The sequence below is a fragment of the Streptomyces akebiae genome (genome assembly GCF_019599145.1).
Lineage (GTDB): Bacteria > Actinomycetota > Actinomycetes > Streptomycetales > Streptomycetaceae > Streptomyces > Streptomyces akebiae.
On the sequence record NZ_CP080647.1, the window covers coordinates 7,059,330 to 7,074,285 of the forward strand.

Below are 14,956 nucleotides of genomic sequence, written 5' to 3' on the forward strand. Positions count from 1 at the left end.
TGGAGAAGGAACTGTGAGCAACGAACTGGCGCCGCTGGCCCCGATGCCCGTGCACAACAACACCGACGACCCGCTGTGGCTGGCCCTGTGGAGCGCGTACGAGCCGGTCATCACCGCGCTGCGCCGCATCCCGCTCGTGACCAACGTCGAGTCCGGGAACATGTTCGCCATCACCGCCGAGCTCACCGACGGCTCGTATCTGTGGATCTCCTCGGTCGAGGACCTGCCCATGGACCCCGCCGCGCTTGAGGGCTTCCAGGTCAAGCGCCTCCACGACGACAACCCGAACATCGACGAGGTTTTCTACGACTCCACCGACAGCGGAGAGCAGTCGGAACACGGCAACAACGCCGTCCCGCTGATCCAGGCCATCACGGCCTTCGTCACCGAACGGGGCCTCGCGCCACGCGTCATCGACCTGATCTCCGTCAGGTTTCAGGGCGTGACAGCGCAACGCCAGCCGCTGTCCAAGCTGCTCCATGGCCCCCTCGCTGACAACGACGCGGCCATCAAGGAGTACGGCAACGCCGTGCGCGCCATGGCGGAGAAGGGCTGGACGTGCGTCCACGCGCAAGGCGGCACGGACTGGCCGCTCACCGTGTGGGAGCTGAACGACGAGGTCGCCACCATCTACCTCGCGTCCGCCGGGCAGGCGATCGTCTGATGGCGGGCACCGAAGCGGTCCCGCCGAATCCGGCGGAGGAGACCGGCAAGCGCCGCTGCGCTTGCGTCATCGCCCATCCGCAGGACGAGGCCGAACGAGCCCGCGCCCAGGCCGCATTGGACAACGGACTCGCGACCAACGACGCCCACGGGGTGTTCGTGGCGTGCATGCAGCTCCTTCAGCCCTGCCCGGCTCGCTACGAGGTGGTGGCGCGGTGACCGTGCTGTACGCGCTGCTCGTGCTCGCCCTCGGTGTTGGTGCCGGCCTCGCCGTGATCGTCATCGAAGAGCGCCGCTGGGAGGCCCGGAGCTGGGCCCCGCGCCCCACGACGTACGGCGAAGTCCACCGCCGCCACGCCGCCCACCGCTGATCGCGCTGCCCGGCCCGACTCCGGGCCGGGTAGCCGCAGACCTCTTGGAGAACACCCCGTGGGAAACGACGTCTACATCCAGACCTATGACGGCAAGAGAGCCGAAGGAAGCGGGACCTACTTCCGGTTCGCCTTCACCGCGCTGCCGCGCACCCTCGACGCGATGAAGAACTTCGGGATGCTCGTCGAGCTGCCCGTCCCGCCATACCCGGAGCTGTCCGCCTACGGGCTGGCGGGCGTGGACCTCCGGCCCGGCACCAAGTACGACGCGAGCACGACGAACCGCGTCGCCGAATTTCGGACCGCTTACCAGGCCGTCAAGGACGCCTCCGAGACAGTGCCGACCGGCATACCCAGGTACAAGATCGACTCGAACGACGGCTTCCTCGTGACGGTCGCCGAGATCACCGCCGCCCTCACCACCTATGACGCCCACCCGGGCGTGGCCATCGCCGAGATGCCCGTGGGTGACCCGACATGGCCGAGCTGGATCGCCTTCCTGCGCCACGCGCAGGCTCACGGCGGCCTCCGCACTTACTGATCTCGGCCGTTGCCCGGCCCCGCAATACGGGGCCGGGCACGCAGGACCTCTTGGAGAGCAACTACCCACATGGCCACCTGGATTGACCTTTTGTGTGGCGCGGGCGGCAGCAGCACTGGACTTGTCGAAGCCGGGCACGAGCTGTTGCTCGGCATCAACCACTGGCGGCTGGCGATCGAAACGCACGCCGCCAACCATCCCAACTGTGAGCACGCCGTCATGACGCTCAGCGACGGCTTCCCCATGCGCATGCTGCCCAAGGCTGACGCCCTGTGGGCATCCGTCATCTGCACCGAGATCAGCCCCGCGGGCGGCAGGACCCGAGAATCCAACCAACTTGATCTCCTCGACCTGCTCGAAGAGGAACGCGATGAGTGGGAGTCCCTGACCAAGGACGCCTTCGAGGCAACCCGGGTAACCGCCTGGTGCGTGGTGCGAGCCGCTGAAGCGAAGCGGTTCAAGGCCATCGTCGTCGAGAACGTCGTCGAATTCGGCCTGGACTGGATCCTGTTCGCGACCTGGCTCCAAGCCATGGAATTGCTCGGGTACCAGTACCAGATCGTGTGCGTCAGCAGCGCCCACGTCGGTGACGAGGTCAACCTGCGCGCTCCGCAGTGGCGTGATCGGATGTACGTGGTCTTCACCCTCAAGGCCATGCGCAAGCCCGACCTGGAGCCTAGGCCGCTCGCTCCCTGCGTCGACTGCGGTGAGGACGTGCACGCCGTCCAGTCGTGGACCAAGACCGATGGCCTGCGCATCGGGAAGTACCGGCGCGACTACATCTACCGTTGCCCCAACACCCGTTGCCGCCACGCCATGGTCGAGCCGTACGTTCGCCCGGCCAGCGACGTCATCGACTTCAGCGACCTCGGGAAGCGGATCGGCGACCGCAAGAAGCCGCTCGCCGATACCACCATGGACCGTATCCGCGCAGGCCGCCGCAAGTTCCCCTGGCGCCCGTACTCGATCTCGCTCACTCACGGCAAGGACGGCGGGGACAGGGCGTACGCCGTCGAGGACCGGCCGATGTCCGTCCGGACGGTGAAGCAGGGCGATGCGCTTCTGGTGCCGACCGGCGGCTCGTGGAACACCGACGCCGTCCCCCTCGACGTGCCGATGCGTACTCGCACCACCCGCGAGAGCGAAGCCCTGCTGACGATGGACCCGTTCATCATCGAGTACCGCAACCACGCCACCGCCAGCCCCGCGAGCGACCCGCTCAGCGTCGTCACCGCCCAGGGCAACCACCACGGCCTTGTCACGCACGCCGGCACAGTGCCCGACCGCGCGCGGAACACCCTCGTCGTGCCGTACCGCAAGGCCGCGGTGAAGACGGCCGCCGAACCCGTCCACACCCTCTCCACTCGCGACTCAGCCGCTCTGGTGCAAAACGCCCCGGACATCAACGACTGCTACTTCCGGATGCTCAAGCCCCGCGAACAGCTCGAAGGGCAGCGGTTCCCCAAGAAGTACGTCGTCTACGGCAACCAGGCCGAGCAGACCGCGCAGGCAGGCAACGCGGTCTCGGTCAACGTCGCCCGGTGGATAGGCCAGCGATTGGAGCCCGTCCTGTGACCGGATCACGAACCCAGATCGGCACCCACGTCACCTCCCACGCCCCGTGCTTCGGCGACGAGGACTTCGCCGTTGCCGACGACAGATGGAAGAACGGCATCGAACTGGTCGCCATCTGCGAACCCGTCCTCTACGTCTGCGGCGGCTGCCCCTACCGGGCCGCCTGCATCCGGCAAGTCGTCCCAGCCAAGAGCCTGTTCACCGGAATCTGCGGCGGCCGGATCTGGCTCAACGGCGTGATCATCCACGAGCTGCCGGACGCCGACCCCGCCGAGCTGCCAGTCCCGGTCATCCGCAAATCCTGCGGCACAGCCGCCGGATCGCGCGCTCACCGCCGGGCCGTGGAGCAGCAGTGCCCCCGGTGCCTGCCCTACCACCGCCCCGGACCGAACCCACTGGACGCGGAGGAGCAGGCCGCGCAGCAGCTCGAACTCCCCGACGTTCCCTGACCAACCGAGAGGAATCGCAGTGAAGCACCTGACTGCTATATGCACCGGCACGCCGGACGGCTACCGGATTCGAGTTCTGGCCGAGGACCACGACGACGATCTAGTGGACCTCATCTTCGACTGGGACAGCTTCCGCCCGGCCAGCGCCGGACACCGTCTGATCGAGCACGGCTACATGATCCGACCCGACGCCCGAACCCCGGACACGGTGAACGGATGGAGAGAAGTCCCGAGCCAGCCCGGAACCTGGTCCGTATCGGTCATGCAGACGAACGGGGACACCCCAGAGACGCCACCGCTGGTCGCCGAGCGCCTCGTCGAGGCGGTCTCCCACTGGACGGAGGGACGCCACGACCAGGCCCGGGAAGTCCTGGCCGACCTCGCACGGAACGGGACACCCGCGCTGATGTACGGCGTCGCGACGGGACTCGCAGTTATGGCGAAGGCAGCCTTGGCGAAGATGCAGGGACTCGATGCCGACACGGCGTCCTGGATCATTCTGACTACCGACGGCAGCCGTCCCGAGGACTTCCTCCCGCAACCACACCTCTTCGCAGCACGCTTCATCACCGCGTTCGCCAACGGGGACACCGCGACCACGCTCGCCCTCTACGGGGCCGCTTTCACCGCGCCAGACCCCGAACTGTTCTCTCACTGCCTGGAGATGCTGCTCGCAGCGACCGGTGAGGCAGTGCGCGCCGCCACTCCGGGGGCCGATCGATGACCAGCTCTGCCACCTACTCGCCCGACGGACTGCGCCACGACGTTGCCGACCCGGCGACATGGAGCGTCCGGATCTGCGCGGGGCGATGCGGCACGTGCATCTTCCGGCCGGGCAACCTGATGCGTTTGGAAGAGGGGCGCGTGGCAGAGATGGTCGCCAACGCCATCGCCCAGGAGGGGCACATCGTCTGCCACGCCACACTCGGCACCGATGCCCCCGCCATCTGCGCGGGCTTCGCCGCGCACCGGAACGGTCGTGCCGCTTCCCTCGCCCTGCGCCTGGCCCGAGCCCGCGTCCTTCGCACCGTCTGGGTTCACGTCGACGCCAGAAAGGTGGAGTCGTGACCAGCGTGCTCGCCCTTCTTGTGCTGCTCACGTGGGCAGCGGGAGCCGTGATGCTGGCGGACGCCTTCCGGAGGCTGCTGGCCCACGACCCGATCCTGCGGCTGCTCTGCCAACTGCGGCCCGGCGCCGTTGCCTTGTACCTCGCGGTGGTCATCGTCGCGTGGCCGGCGGCGGTGGCGGCGAAGGTCCTGTCGGATCTCGTCGACCGGGGGCGCGGGTGACCCATATCAGGCCCGGACGGATCTTCGTTGCCTGCGACCCGCGGGACAGCATCCGCATACGGATTGAGCAGTACAAGCCGGGGGACATGCGCGCCCTGGTCGCGGACGCCGCTACTGGCCGCAGACGCCGCCTCATGCTGATCTCCGCCTTGCACGCGTCGGCCTTCACCACCGCCGGCGTGCCGCGCCGGAGCGGATACGCCCCCGACGTAACAGAGTCGGCGCCGCCCACAGCAGTGCCCCCGGTCGGCGTTCCGGGCGAGGAGGAACCGGACTGGTTCGAGGGAATGCCCGGTCGCCAGTTCAGGGTCGCACTGCCGCCCCGCCTGACGCTCCTGAACGCCAACCAGCGGCTCCACCACCACAAGCGCGCGGAGATCACCAGGGTGCTGAGGCGCGCGGCCTGGGCCGCCTCGCGTGCGGTGCCGCCCCTGGAACGGGTCCACATCATCGGCGTCCTGCATCCCGAGGACAGACAGAGGAGAGACCCCGCCAACTGGTACCCCAGCTTCAAGGCGTGCGTCGACGGGCTGGTGGACCAAGGCGTCCTGGCCGACGACGACCACACGCGCGTCGTCGGCCCGGACATGCGCATGGGGCACGTGGTCGCAGGAGCGCGGCTCGTCCTCCACATACGCGACCTCACGCCTGCGGAGATGGCTGCTGACCTGGGGAAATAAAGTCCTCCGGTGATCAAGAAAATCCGCCGAAAATCTTGCCCCCCTCTCGAATGCATATAGAATAGAACCAGAAAGAAGGGGGAGCGGCCCCCTTCTTGAACCGTCAGGAGAGACCGTGACAGACCCCTTCAGTCCCGAGGGCATCCGCCAGCGCCTGAGCGTCGAGCAGATCAGCCCCGCCCAGGCGGACCGTTTGGCCGAGGCCATCGCGGAGTCCCTCCAGCGGACCTGCAAGGAGTGGTTCCCCGGCACCGACTACGACAACTGGCGGCAGATGCTCCCCGAGCCGCTGCTCGACGTCCTGGTCCAACTCCTCACCTGGGACGAGGACGGTCAAATTGTGGCCGCCTACATGCCCACCGCCGCAGCCACCTGCATCTTCCTGGATCTGCAGAACCGTCCCATCCCCGTCGGCTGACGCCGTCAACGACTCCGCCCGGCGACTGGTGACCACCGCATCCCGGCCGCCGGGCGGCCTTATGCCAAGGAGGCACGTGAAGTGCAAGACCCCTGCCCGCTCGCGGACCGGCGGGTGTGTGAGGCCACCCGCACCCTCGCTCTCGCCGTGCTGAGACGCATGGCCGTGGCGGCGGTAGCGATCGAGCCTCGCATCAGGACTCTCATCGCCACCCGCAACGACCCCGGCTATGCCTTGTGGCGTCTGCATGGCGATGACGGACGACTCCTCCTCCGGTTCGACCTGCAAAAGCCGCCGGACCCGATCTGGGGCAAGCTCACCGCTGATCTGTGCCTACTCGCGCGGCTCGCGGACCTGCGCACGCACCCGCCCGGCTACTACTACGTCCACCCGCTGGCCGACCCGCGTGACGTCGCCGTCCCTCTTCCCGCCAACCCCCGGGGCCTTCCCCCGCGCACGATTGGACCCCTCCAGTGATCGCCACGACACCTGCCCTGCTCGTGTCCCCGACCGGCGAAGTCGAAGAACTGCTGCTCGACTCGCGCCACGCCAACCAACTCCGCTGCATCGGCTTCTACGTCGAAGACCCTCGTGCACACCAACTCGGCCGCCGGGCGGTCGTCCACGCCGGACGCGGCGCCGAGTCGGTGAACAACGTCGCCCGGCAGGCGTGGATGAGCATCACCGGGGGAAGCCAACCGCCCCTCCTGCGAGGTCCCGTCGTGATTACCGGCGCGACCAACCATGCCGGCGACCTCACGCCCCTGCCCAAATTCACTGCCGAGGCAATCCAGCGTGCAGCGGGTCTGCTCTCCGGGGCGACGACCGTCGGCTTCAAGGTGAGCGCGGTCCAGCACCGCGGCGGCCGGAACTACCAGTGCGACGCTTACGCGATCAAACGGAGCAAGAACACCGGCCGGTGGGCCTTCGCCGTCCTCGATGGAATCGGTGATGGGCCCCAAGTCCGCCACTTCGCCCGAAGGTTCGCCCCCCTCATCGCCCGGGAGGCCGCCCAGCACGGCAGCCCCCTCCGCGCCCTCGCGGCGGCGCGAGTGCAGGCCCGCAACGAACTGCGGTGGGAATTCGACCCCCGCACCGACCCGAGCGCCGTCGCCGTCGTGGCCGTGGCCGACCACCGGTCGCCCCTCATCCACGTCGCCTGGTGCGGCGACGCGCGGGCCTACCGACTGGCCCCGATCGGCATATCCCAGCTCCTCACCCACGATCACAACTACGCCCAGGACCTGCGCAGGCGAGGGCGCACCCCCGGGCCGTACGACCGGAACTTCATCACCTCGTGCCTGATGAACGGCGACATCGGCACGGCCACCACCGAGAGAGGTCACACACGCCGACTGCTGTTGTGCACCGACGGCGCGTACGCGCCGCTCGAAGAACGAGGTCAGGACGTCGGCGGAATCCTCGACCTCGCCGACGACGCGAAGGACGCCGCCGCCCTGGTCGTCGACGACGCGATAACCGCCAGCGCGGACGAGTCGTCCGACAACGCCACCGCGCTCGTCGTGGACATCGCTCAGGCCTGACCCTCCCCCTTATCTGTCCGAGAAGTGGCCGCCCCCCACCCGGAATGCATATAGAAAAGAAGCATTCGGGGGCGGTTCGCATCCCCAACCGGAGGCACCCATGTCCGCCCGCCCCTCGATACCGACGCTCAACACGCCCGAACACCACTTCGGCGCCATGTTCCTGATCCTCATGACCCGCTCGCCGGACGACGAGACGCTGCGCGCTGCCCTGCGCCTCGCCGAAAACGCCGCCGTCGCCGCCTGGGCGCTGCGTCCGGAGGAGCTGATCACCCTCACCGTCGAGCAGTACCGGCAGCTCCTCGACTACACCGCCGCCTCCGAGGTCTTCGACCTGGCCCTGTTCCTGGGCGGCGACAGGAAGCAGATCCGAACCCTCATGGACTACATCGCCGGGGTCATGGCGGAAGTCCACGCGCGCTACCCCTCCCCGAACCCCCAGTCATGACACGCCTGTTGGGCCGTGCAGTACCCCGAAGGAGAACCGTGACCAGTCCACCCGACCCGCAGTGGTGGGTCATCTATCACGAACCGACCCCCGTAGAGATGACGATCACCGCTGTCGAGCCCCCTCCCAGCGACGACGCCGCCCACGACAAGCGGTGCGCCGAACTGGAGGCATCCGGCCAGCTCGCCTATGTCATCGCCGCGCCCGACCGAGACGCCGCCGCAGAGATCGCCGGCCGGATCTGGGCCGAGGAACTCGTCACCAATCCGGCACGCCATGCCACCGCAGAGGCGTACATCGCCGCCAACCGGCGGCTCAACTAACCCCATTGGAGAATGACATGAACCCCGACATGTTGAAGGACCTGTGCGCGAGCGTCGTGCGCCGCTTGAGCCTGCGCCCCACCACGGTCGAGGCCGCGCTACTGGTCACCCTTCACCACTTCAGCGGTGAATCCTGCAACCCCGCCGTGGCTTACGTCGGACTCACGCCCGATCAGTACGTCCTGCGGTCCCTCTCGACCCCCCGCTTCGAGGCCACCCTCGCGAGTGCCGCCCTCAAGGCCGAGGGCCGAGAAGCTGACGCCCGTCTGAACTGGGAGGCGTTCGTACAGCGGGAGCAGGAAGCAGCCAGGCTTGCCCACGAGGCCATACCGAAGACGGCTCTCCTCGCCGACGCCGGCGCTATCCACCGGATCGGTCGTCAGCTCGGCCTCTGTGATGAATGCACGGACCAGCTCGTCTCCGGCGTCGTGCTCACCCTGGCGCTTGGGTACCCCTACCGCCTCGCTGATCAATGGCGCCTGAGCCTCACGGATCTGCTCGCCCAGGTCACCACCGAGGAACTGACCGAGCTGTTGCGGCACGCCGCGCACTCGGCGACAGGGCGCACGGAAGAGGCCGCCGCCACGCTCCGGCGCATGCAGCGCGCAGCGCGCTGACCTACCCCCGTGGCGGCCTGAGGGCCGCCACGGGATGCCTCGATCGAACCGAATCCAGGAGACCGCATGAGCCAACTCGACCTGTTCGCCGACGCCGGCGAGCCCGAAGAGCAGCCCGCCCCAGCCGCCCCCGCGGCACCGCCCCGCAGATTTCTCACCGATCTGCCGCCGGCGCCCCAACCCGTCACGATCGCCACCCAGCCCCGCCCCGCGCTCGCCGCGGTCAAGCGCACGCTGGGCCACTACCGCCCGTCACAGAGGAACCCGCACGCCCACGCCTTCGACCTGGCGGAGGCCGTCAGCTCGGCTTGGCACCACGCGCATGGGGGGAGCAGCATCGAAATCCCCATCGGTACGGTTGCCGCGCTCGCCCTGTGGCCCTTGCGTGGCCCGGACGCGTACCTCGCCGCCGACTGGTGGCTCAGCCTCGACGATGCCGAGCTGCTGGCGGCCTTCCGTGAGTGCTGGGCCCGCATGTGGATCATGCGCCCCGACCTCATAGACCGGGCCACGCCCCTCCACAAGTGGGTCGACGACGAGGAGCCCGATGCTCGGCGAGCCGCCGCCGTACGAGCCGTCGTCGAGGCCGCGATCACCAACGGACTCCTGCATCTGACCACCAGCGACGACCCCGATCTCCGCTCCACCACCGACGTGATCGGAACCCTCCTTGCCGTCATGCGCTCCGAGGGTGCTCACGACGCACTCGCGGAGATACACACGCCGCCGGACGTCGCCTATCTGATGGCCAGGATGCTGCTCGACGACATGCCGCTTGAGCCCGGCATGAAGTTTGACGAGCCCGCGGGCGGCACCGGCGGCATGTACCGCGCCGCCGTACAGGTCATGCGCGAACGCGGCATCGACCCGCACCAGTTCGGATGGTCGCTGACGGACATCGACCCCCTCGCGGCGGCGGGCGCCGCCGTCAACGCGATCCTCTGGGACCTCGGCCCGCACGTGCTCATCGGGTGCGGCGACACCCTGCACGAAGGCAACGTGTACGCCAGGGCCGCCCGAGAGGCACTGGAGTCCCTGGAACGCCGTGATCGACTGCACTCGCAGGCCGTCTTCCTCGCGGCCATCCAGAAGGCCGAAGCCCTGATACGCGATGTAGCGGCCTGACCTGCGGAAATTGTCTTATTCGATCTTGAATTCCCCCCTGAATGCATATAGAATAGAACCACAAGGGGAGGGGGGAGTCATGGAAGAGCCACCGTTCACATTCCCGTACTGCCGCAGCCACGACGTCTGGTGCCGGAAACCGGGCTGCGAGGCATGCGCCTGTGACCACTGCTTCGACTGCGGAGCCTGCCCCACCGAAGCGTGCGACCACGACGCCTAGCAGTCGGCCCACCACGACTTCCACAACACATCACGACTGGAGCGCACATGACCTACAAGAAGGGCGACCGCGTCGCCCTCGTACACACCACCGACCCGCACACCGAACTCAAGCCCGACGACGAAGGCACCGTCCATCGGTTCGACGCCAACCTCTCCATCCTCTCCGTGAACTGGGACAGCGGCTCCACCCTCTCGATGCTCCTCGACGACGGCGACGAAGTACGCCCCGCGTAGCCACACCTGGCCCGCCCAGGCAGGGGCGGGCCCCGCTTCACCCGCAGACCTCTTGGAGAACGACACATGCTCATCACCGACGCCGCAGTCCGAGAAGCCGCGGCCAACCTCGCCCAAAGCCTCGGCGGAGACTGGGCGATCGACGCCACGGCGCCCGCCGACGGCGCAGCGCACCTCGTCTACAGCGACGGGCGAGGCATCAGCTTCCGCCCCATCTTCGGCGGAACCACCGTCCAACTCTGGATCACCGGCAGCGCCGCACCCCCGCTCCCCGACGACGCCACCCTGGCCGACCACGCCCTCCGCGAAACGCAACTCACCGCGCGCCTGGCCGAAGGGCACCGCTACAACAAGGCGACCACCCTCGTCACGGAAGCCGACGAAGATCCGGAGCTCATCATCCGGCGCACCCTCGAAGACGACCTCCTCCCCGCCTTCGACTACAAACCCCGCTACGTCGGCCACCGACCCTGGAAAGACCTGTTCGACAAAGCACTCTCGCAAGTGATGGAAGAGGCCCCGCCGGCCACGGGCACCTCGCTCCGCGACTGCGGCCCCGAAGCCCACACGACACCACCCGACGTCGGTGAAGACGCCGAGCCCACGACCGACACCGAATCTGGCCCCGTCGTCGACAATGACCCGGCGATCGAGCCTGATCCAACCCCTGCGCCCGACGGCGACCAGCAGGCCGACACCCCCGCAGCTGACGAGGTCCAGGAGGAAGGCCCGTCATCCGTCGAGGAACCCGACCCGGAGGCTGCGCAGCCTCCGAGTTCCGAGCCCGAAAGCGACTCCGCCTCGGCGCCGAGGCCCTCCGGCGAGAGTGGCAGCGAAGCGGATGCTCAACCGGCAGCCGAGACCAGCCCCAGCACGAAACGGCGCCCCCGCAACCGCACCTCCAAGCGCCGCCCGAAGGCCAGCTCCACCTGACCACGTACGACTCGACCAGGGAGCGCGGCCCGGGCCGCGCTCCCCCGGAGCGCCATGAGCAACGACACCGGAGCCATCGCCCGCCAACGCCACTACACCACCCTCCGGAACGTGGACAGAGAAGTCCTCCGCCAGACCTGGTCCATCGGATACGCGGACCCGGGGTTCACCACCCAGTTCGGAACCCCTCCAGAACCCAGCCCCCATCACACGGCAACCTCTATCGTCAAAATCGTCACCGACACCAGATGGATGTACCGCGGCGCCTGCCTCGCCTGCCCCTGGGAAGGCCCCGATCGACCGCGCCGCGACCCCGCCATCGAGGACGCCCACGACCACACCCACCCCGTATGGCGCACTCTGCCGATCCTCGATCCAGCGCGGAGCCGAAGAGGCTCAAAGACCTGGTCGCTCCACCTGGCCGCGACGTACCCCAAGGGATGGTTCGACGCCGGCGGGCCGCTCCGCCTTTACGCAGATCCGCCCTTCGACCGACACGAAGCCGGGCGAGCCCCCGGCGGAGGGTTCATCCTCCACACCGCGCGCCCGAAGCCGCAGCCCGCCCGATCTCTCCAGCTCACTCTGGAAGAAGACAACTGGGCCGGATAAGCTGACGGGACAACGTCTGGCCTGCGAGAACGGTCATTGAGGCTCCGCCCCGAGTTCCGGGGCGGAGCCTCTGCGCGCTGGAAGGGAAATCCGCTGCGGGCGAGTTCGAGACGCACTCCCGAGCTGGGGCGATCGTCTCGGAAGCTGGTTGAGATTGTCCTTCCAGGACGCGTTCTGGACGCAGGTTGGACACAAGGATCGGAAAAGACTGACAAGGGCAGGGAAGGACTGAGGCGCCAAACCTCGTCTGACCTGGGAAAACGGCCAAGATGAGCATGGATCGACAAGGGTCGCCAAGATCCTCAAAGGACTCATAATCCGTCGGCCGTGGGTTCGAGTCCCACCCGCCCCACCACTCGCTACGCGAGGAGAAACCTTCTGACCAGGCGTTTTCCTGGTCAGGGTGAGAGCCCGGGGGTCCTGGCGGCCCCGTGGTGATCATGATTTCTTGATCGTCTGGACAAGGTCTGGACGCCGATTCCGGTTAAGTCGGGCATGGCGCTTATGGGTTGTTTCATGTCGGCGTCGGACAAGTCTCCGCTGGCTCGTCCCGCAGTGAGAAGTGGGTCCATGTGAACGCCTTGACGCTGGCGCGCCTTCCCTGCGTGGTCTGTTTGTGATTGATGGTCGCGCTCGATGTTGATGATGTATCCTGGGTGCATACATCGTGGATGTCGGAGGTGTGCGATGTCCGTCACCCAGATTGATCTCGACGACGAGGCACTGGCCGAGGCCATGCGGCTCATGGGTGCCACGACGAAGAAGGAGACCGTCAATGCGGCCCTTCGGGACTACGTGGCGCGGATCAGGAGGCTTGAGGCCGCGGAGAAGCTGGCCGCGCGAGGTGAGCGCGGCGAGTTTGAGCAGGCCGCAGCGGCGCATGAAGCCGAGAAGCGTGCGCGGTGCGAGGCCTTCGAGTGATCACGTATCTGGTCGACACCTCGGCTCTGTGGCATCTGTTCCGTACCCCAGGTGCGCTGCGCCCCTGGGAGGGACACATCGCCGCCGGGGTGTTCCACCTCTGTGAGCCGACACGAGCCGAATTCCTCTACTCGGCGACCAGCCCCTCTCACCGAGATGAGCTGGCCGAGGAACTGGACGCGCTCTGTCTGCTCTCTCCGGTTCCGAAGAACGCCTGGCGGTGGGTCGACACCGCCCAGTACAAACTGACCCAGAGGGGCCAGCATCGGGCGGCGGGAGCGATCGACCTGTTGGTGTGTGCGACAGCTGTACACCATGGGCACACCGTCCTCCACGTGGACAATGACTTCGCGACGGTGGCGGGAGTCCTCAAGGAAGTTCAGCAGCGAGACGCACGAGCCTGATCTCCGAAGGCAGGTCACGTCTGTCGGCCTCTGACCTCGGTGATCGATGTCTCCTGGAGTGCACCAGCCGTCCTTCTGGTAATGGGTTCGGCTGTACGCACCACCGCGCGCCACGGGCCTCCTCGTGGATCGCGGGATCGCTTGGGCCAAGGCGGTTCCTACCGGGCCTGGCGGCCATCGGCGAGCTATCCCCGCGTGCACGGGGCTCACGCCAAGACGAACATCCGTGGCAGCCTCAACGTGGAGTTATCCCCGCGTGCGTGGGGCCGACGACGTGGCCCAACCGTGCTGCTGTACCTGCACGGAGCTATCCCCGCGTGCGCAGGGCCGACCTCTACCTTCTGATGAACGGAACGGGCGTCGGCGAGCTATCCCCGCGTGCTTGGGGGGCGATCCACCTGCCCTTCAGTCGCTGCGCGTTGGAAAGGAAATCCGCTGCGCATGGTTTTGAGAACCTCTCCTCGACTGGGGAGAGGGTCCGTGAACCGGGTGCGCGTGCCCATCTGGGACGCGTTCTGGACGCAGGTTGGACACAAGGATCGGAAAAGACTGACAAGGGCCGGGAAGGACCGAGGCGCCAAACGTCGTCTGACCTGGGAAAACGGCCAAGATGAGCATGGATCGGCAAGGGGCGCCAAGATCGTCAAAGGACTCATAATCCGTCGGCCGTGGGTTCGAGTCCCACCCGCCCCACCGTGCAGGTCCCTGACCTGCGGAAACGTCTCAGCGGGCTGGCGGATTCAGGACTTTGGGCGAATCTGAATCCGCTGCTCGCGAGCTCAACGGCGATGTGGTGTCCGCACTTGGGTGCTTCATTGACCTGCGGGTATGCCCCGTGCGCTTGCTCTCGAGGACTGGAGCCGACGGTCTGATCGGTGGGCGAGGGCGGATGTCGGGACGCTGATGGGACGCAGGGAATCGGAAGTAGCTGCCTTGTACCTGTCCTGCAAACGCTGGCCAATGTCGACCGAGGCCAGGCCTCCCCTGTGCTGAGAGGTGGTCGCTGTCTGCTTGCGTAGTTCACCGAGCCTGGCCATCAGCGCGATGTGGAGGTTGGGTGGCAGGGGAAGCCCGCCGCGGTGTACGCCGTCCTGTCAGTCGGCCACCACCACGGTTTCCCTCGACACCATGTCCGTCACCACGACCTGGGTACCGATGGTTGTGGTGACACATGTGATGGCGTCCGCACGGATCAGCCTGGCTGTCCTCTCGCCCTTGCGTACCTTCTCGCCCTGCCTCAGGATCCAGACGTCAGCCACGCTTCCCTCCGGTGGCCTCGCGATCGTTGCGTCTTCGGACGGCAGGCCCTTTGGTCAGCTGGTTTTCTGGTGCCGGAGCGGCAAGAAGAATGCGCCGAGTGGCCTTCCGCGACCCGGGCCGGTCCGGACCGAGGCCGTCAGGAGCTTGCGGGCCGGACCGGCGCGGTTGCCGGCGGTTCTAGTTCCTCCACACCGCGATCACGGACGGTCGCGGCAGGTTCCCCGGCCCGCCCGGTCAGGCCGAGCCCGGGTTCTCCGCGATGGCCTCGCTGGTCTCGCCCGGATGCTGCGCGCGACCAGAGCAGCTCGCCGTCGGTCTCCGGCCTGCTGC

The 14,956-nt window shown here is 67.6% G+C and carries 23 protein-coding genes; 22 read left to right on the forward strand and 1 reads right to left on the reverse strand.

The window, feature by feature from the left end; all coding sequences use genetic code 11:
- The first annotated feature begins 13 nt into the window (after positions 1–13).
- The 22 genes from K1J60_RS30485 (at position 14) to K1J60_RS30590 (ending at position 13,366) form a co-directional block, all read left to right on the forward strand.
- Positions 14–664: a hypothetical protein gene (locus K1J60_RS30485; RefSeq protein ID WP_220649008.1), complete on the forward strand. Its 651-nt coding sequence runs from the start codon at positions 14–16 to the stop codon at positions 662–664.
- Positions 664–882: a hypothetical protein gene (locus K1J60_RS30490; protein WP_220649009.1), complete on the forward strand. Its 219-nt coding sequence runs from the start codon at positions 664–666 to the stop codon at positions 880–882. Before K1J60_RS30485 ends, K1J60_RS30490 begins: the two co-directional genes overlap by 1 nt.
- A complete protein-coding gene (locus K1J60_RS30495) occupies positions 879–1,034 on the forward strand; it encodes a hypothetical protein (protein ID WP_220649010.1) in 156 nt (51 codons plus the stop codon). The genes K1J60_RS30490 and K1J60_RS30495 overlap by 4 nt, the downstream gene beginning before the upstream one ends.
- 58 nt (positions 1,035–1,092) lie before the next feature.
- Positions 1,093–1,575 (forward strand): hypothetical protein, encoded by a 483-nt coding sequence (locus K1J60_RS30500; RefSeq protein WP_220649011.1) that lies wholly within the window; start codon positions 1,093–1,095, stop codon positions 1,573–1,575.
- 69 nt (positions 1,576–1,644) lie between these two features.
- Positions 1,645–3,150: a DNA cytosine methyltransferase gene (locus K1J60_RS30505; protein WP_220649012.1), complete on the forward strand. Its 1,506-nt coding sequence runs from the start codon at positions 1,645–1,647 to the stop codon at positions 3,148–3,150.
- Positions 3,147–3,599 carry a hypothetical protein gene (locus tag K1J60_RS30510; protein ID WP_220649013.1) on the forward strand — a complete coding sequence of 151 codons (453 nt, stop codon included), beginning with the start codon at positions 3,147–3,149 and terminating at the stop codon, positions 3,597–3,599. Before K1J60_RS30505 ends, K1J60_RS30510 begins: the two co-directional genes overlap by 4 nt.
- A gap of 19 nt (positions 3,600–3,618) precedes the next feature.
- The gene (locus tag K1J60_RS30515; RefSeq protein ID WP_220649014.1) at positions 3,619–4,323 is read left to right on the forward strand and encodes a hypothetical protein; all 705 of its coding nucleotides are present in this window, start codon (positions 3,619–3,621) and stop codon (positions 4,321–4,323) included.
- Positions 4,320–4,667: a hypothetical protein gene (locus tag K1J60_RS30520; RefSeq protein ID WP_220649015.1), complete on the forward strand. Its 348-nt coding sequence runs from the start codon at positions 4,320–4,322 to the stop codon at positions 4,665–4,667. The genes K1J60_RS30515 and K1J60_RS30520 overlap by 4 nt, the downstream gene beginning before the upstream one ends.
- The gene (locus K1J60_RS30525; protein WP_220649016.1) at positions 4,664–4,888 is read left to right on the forward strand and encodes a hypothetical protein; all 225 of its coding nucleotides are present in this window, start codon (positions 4,664–4,666) and stop codon (positions 4,886–4,888) included. The genes K1J60_RS30520 and K1J60_RS30525 overlap by 4 nt, the downstream gene beginning before the upstream one ends.
- Positions 4,889–4,974: 86 nt before the next feature.
- Positions 4,975–5,568, forward strand: coding sequence for a hypothetical protein (locus K1J60_RS30530; protein WP_220649017.1), 594 nt, complete (start codon positions 4,975–4,977; stop codon positions 5,566–5,568).
- Between the two features lie 115 nt (positions 5,569–5,683).
- On the forward strand, positions 5,684–5,986 hold the full coding sequence (locus K1J60_RS30535; protein ID WP_220649018.1) for a hypothetical protein: 303 nt from the start codon (positions 5,684–5,686) through the stop codon (positions 5,984–5,986).
- A gap of 81 nt (positions 5,987–6,067) precedes the next feature.
- The gene (locus tag K1J60_RS30540; RefSeq protein ID WP_220649019.1) at positions 6,068–6,463 is read left to right on the forward strand and encodes a hypothetical protein; all 396 of its coding nucleotides are present in this window, start codon (positions 6,068–6,070) and stop codon (positions 6,461–6,463) included.
- Positions 6,460–7,530, forward strand: coding sequence for a PP2C family protein-serine/threonine phosphatase (locus tag K1J60_RS30545; protein ID WP_220649020.1), 1,071 nt, complete (start codon positions 6,460–6,462; stop codon positions 7,528–7,530). Before K1J60_RS30540 ends, K1J60_RS30545 begins: the two co-directional genes overlap by 4 nt.
- A gap of 100 nt (positions 7,531–7,630) precedes the next feature.
- Complete coding sequence (locus tag K1J60_RS30550) at positions 7,631–7,978, forward strand: hypothetical protein (protein ID WP_220649021.1); 348 nt, start codon at positions 7,631–7,633, stop codon at positions 7,976–7,978.
- 38 nt (positions 7,979–8,016) lie between these two features.
- Positions 8,017–8,301 (forward strand): hypothetical protein, encoded by a 285-nt coding sequence (locus K1J60_RS30555; RefSeq protein ID WP_220649022.1) that lies wholly within the window; start codon positions 8,017–8,019, stop codon positions 8,299–8,301.
- Between the two features lie 17 nt (positions 8,302–8,318).
- Complete coding sequence (locus K1J60_RS30560; protein WP_220649023.1) at positions 8,319–8,918, forward strand: hypothetical protein; 600 nt, start codon at positions 8,319–8,321, stop codon at positions 8,916–8,918.
- Between the two features lie 66 nt (positions 8,919–8,984).
- A complete protein-coding gene (locus K1J60_RS30565; protein WP_220649024.1) occupies positions 8,985–10,043 on the forward strand; it encodes an SAM-dependent methyltransferase in 1,059 nt (352 codons plus the stop codon).
- 267 nt (positions 10,044–10,310) lie between these two features.
- Complete coding sequence (locus K1J60_RS30570) at positions 10,311–10,499, forward strand: DUF4314 domain-containing protein (RefSeq protein ID WP_220649025.1); 189 nt, start codon at positions 10,311–10,313, stop codon at positions 10,497–10,499.
- Positions 10,500–10,565: 66 nt separating this feature from the next.
- A complete protein-coding gene (locus K1J60_RS30575; protein ID WP_220649026.1) occupies positions 10,566–11,432 on the forward strand; it encodes a dihydrolipoyllysine-residue succinyltransferase component of 2-oxoglutarate dehydrogenase complex in 867 nt (288 codons plus the stop codon).
- A 54-nt stretch (positions 11,433–11,486) separates the two neighbouring features.
- On the forward strand, positions 11,487–12,041 hold the full coding sequence (locus tag K1J60_RS30580) for a DUF6349 family protein (RefSeq protein WP_220649027.1): 555 nt from the start codon (positions 11,487–11,489) through the stop codon (positions 12,039–12,041).
- A gap of 687 nt (positions 12,042–12,728) precedes the next feature.
- Positions 12,729–12,962, forward strand: coding sequence for a type II toxin-antitoxin system VapB family antitoxin (locus K1J60_RS30585; protein ID WP_220649028.1), 234 nt, complete (start codon positions 12,729–12,731; stop codon positions 12,960–12,962).
- Entirely contained in the window at positions 12,959–13,366 is a 408-nt protein-coding gene (locus K1J60_RS30590; protein ID WP_220651769.1) for a PIN domain nuclease, read from the forward strand. Before K1J60_RS30585 ends, K1J60_RS30590 begins: the two co-directional genes overlap by 4 nt.
- A 1,094-nt stretch (positions 13,367–14,460) precedes the next feature.
- Here the strand turns inward: K1J60_RS30590 and K1J60_RS30595 are convergent.
- Positions 14,461–14,625 carry a hypothetical protein gene (locus K1J60_RS30595; RefSeq protein ID WP_157873168.1) on the reverse strand — a complete coding sequence of 55 codons (165 nt, stop codon included), beginning with the start codon at positions 14,623–14,625 and terminating at the stop codon, positions 14,461–14,463.
- Positions 14,626–14,956: the final 331 nt, after the last annotated feature.

Excerpts from the sequence above, each read along its gene's own strand:
- K1J60_RS30490 (WP_220649009.1), top strand. The coding sequence starts at position 664 with ATGGCGGGCACCGAAGCGGTCCCGCCGAATCCGGCGGAGGAGACCGGC.
- K1J60_RS30505 (WP_220649012.1), top strand. The coding sequence starts at position 1,645 with ATGGCCACCTGGATTGACCTTTTGTGTGGCGCGGGCGGCAGCAGCACT.
- K1J60_RS30520 (WP_220649015.1), top strand. The coding sequence starts at position 4,320 with ATGACCAGCTCTGCCACCTACTCGCCCGACGGACTGCGCCACGACGTT.
- K1J60_RS30530 (WP_220649017.1), top strand. The coding sequence starts at position 4,975 with ATGCGCGCCCTGGTCGCGGACGCCGCTACTGGCCGCAGACGCCGCCTC.
- K1J60_RS30550 (WP_220649021.1), top strand. The coding sequence starts at position 7,631 with ATGTCCGCCCGCCCCTCGATACCGACGCTCAACACGCCCGAACACCAC.
- K1J60_RS30560 (WP_220649023.1), top strand. The coding sequence starts at position 8,319 with ATGAACCCCGACATGTTGAAGGACCTGTGCGCGAGCGTCGTGCGCCGC.
- K1J60_RS30565 (WP_220649024.1), top strand. The coding sequence starts at position 8,985 with ATGAGCCAACTCGACCTGTTCGCCGACGCCGGCGAGCCCGAAGAGCAG.
- K1J60_RS30570 (WP_220649025.1), top strand. The coding sequence starts at position 10,311 with ATGACCTACAAGAAGGGCGACCGCGTCGCCCTCGTACACACCACCGAC.
- K1J60_RS30575 (WP_220649026.1), top strand. The coding sequence starts at position 10,566 with ATGCTCATCACCGACGCCGCAGTCCGAGAAGCCGCGGCCAACCTCGCC.
- K1J60_RS30580 (WP_220649027.1), top strand. The coding sequence starts at position 11,487 with ATGAGCAACGACACCGGAGCCATCGCCCGCCAACGCCACTACACCACC.
- K1J60_RS30585 (WP_220649028.1), top strand. The coding sequence starts at position 12,729 with ATGTCCGTCACCCAGATTGATCTCGACGACGAGGCACTGGCCGAGGCC.